Source organism: Yoonia sp. R2-816, assembly GCF_046762905.1.
Classification (GTDB): Bacteria; Pseudomonadota; Alphaproteobacteria; order Rhodobacterales; family Rhodobacteraceae; genus Yoonia.
This window is the reverse complement of sequence record NZ_JBKQXN010000014.1, coordinates 1-1,348: the sequence shown is the minus strand read 5'-3', so window position 1 is coordinate 1,348 and position 1,348 is coordinate 1. Positions and strand designations below refer to the sequence as shown.

Sequence of the window (1,348 nt, the reverse complement as noted above, 5' to 3'; positions counted from 1 at the left end):
AAATGTGTTGCGGCAGAACACCCATCGAAACTATGATCGACGGGAAAGAAATCTGGCGGGAAAAGTTCGTGAACTGAACTTCACCTGACAGACGCCGCCTGAAAAACGGCCAACTGTCAGATCACATCTGAACCACTACACATCATTCGCTGCTGATATCGTTGATGTAGTTGCCAGTGCCCGTTCGACCGTCGAAACAGGTGCGGTCACAGCGGTGCATTCCAAGAGTACCCTTAAGGTCGAACGATTATCAAACCCCGGATCGTTGAACGAGATAGCGTTGGCAGGATAGGGCTTATGATAGTTGGCGCCATTCAGCATCAGCTCGTGGTTGGATGGCTTTGGCTGCGGCGCTTCAGGAAATGTGTCAGACCAAAGGGCTTCAAGATTCATTTCATAGCCATGAACACAAAGTGCACCAATGGCTGAGTTAGCAGCGGTTACACCCCGTCGTCTTTTGTTGTCAAGTGCAACCACGAGGTGTGATTTCTTGCCAAGGATGGAACTAACGAACCGACTGAGCACATTAGACGGACCAACTTCAATGAATGTCCGGACACCATCGTTGTACATATTCTCGATCATTTCGCGAAAGCGGACCGGATTGGCTAACTGAGCGGCTAGAAGTTTCCTAGTTTCGCGCGTATTATCGGGGTACAAGGTGGTTGTCTTATTGGAATAAACAGGCATTCGCGGCGCGTTCAATTCACACTTGTCAATGCCATCAACAAGATGTTCGGTAGCTTGCGCGACAAGCGATGAATGAAAGGCAGCTGAGACCGGTAGTTCGGTCGTCTTAACACCATGTTTTCCCAGAACTTCCTGCGCCTGAAGAATATTGTTTCGTTCCCCGGCTAAAACTAGTTGTTCGCAAGTATTTTCGTTGGCGATTACAATCTTTTTTCCGAGATCCTCCACATACTTCTCAATTGTTTCTTTATTCGCGAAAACGGCAAGCATTGTACCTTGAGATTCTGAAGAGGCAGCTGCACAGGCAAGGCCGCGAAGTCGCGCCAATTGTACCGTGTTTCTCTCCGACAAACTGCCAGCGGCATGTAGCGCCATCAGTTCACCGAAGCTGTGGCCTGCCATGCAATCTGCCTTGATGCCGAGCGCCTGGAGCATCCGCAAGTGAGCCAGTGCAACAACAGCGATTGCGGGTTGAGTATTTTCAGTTTGGTTCAGGCGCGCCGATTGTGTGCGACGCGTGTCATCATCATAGGCCGAAGCCGGAAATGCTATCTCGTGAAGCTTAGCCGTCCCTAAAAAATCATAGTCTGCTGCAAAGTCCCAAGGACTGCGGGCGCAATTGAAATGAAGAGCCAAGTCAGCTCCCATTCCGACGTAA

1 protein-coding gene is annotated in these 1,348 nt (G+C 50.0%); it reads right to left on the bottom strand.

What is annotated here, in order from left to right; translation table 11 throughout:
- Nucleotides 1-135: 135 nt before the first annotated feature.
- Nucleotides 136-1,348, bottom strand: a 1,213-nt coding sequence (locus tag ACFWW2_RS00115; protein WP_393925333.1) for an ACP S-malonyltransferase, incomplete at its 5' end; no start/stop codon positions are given.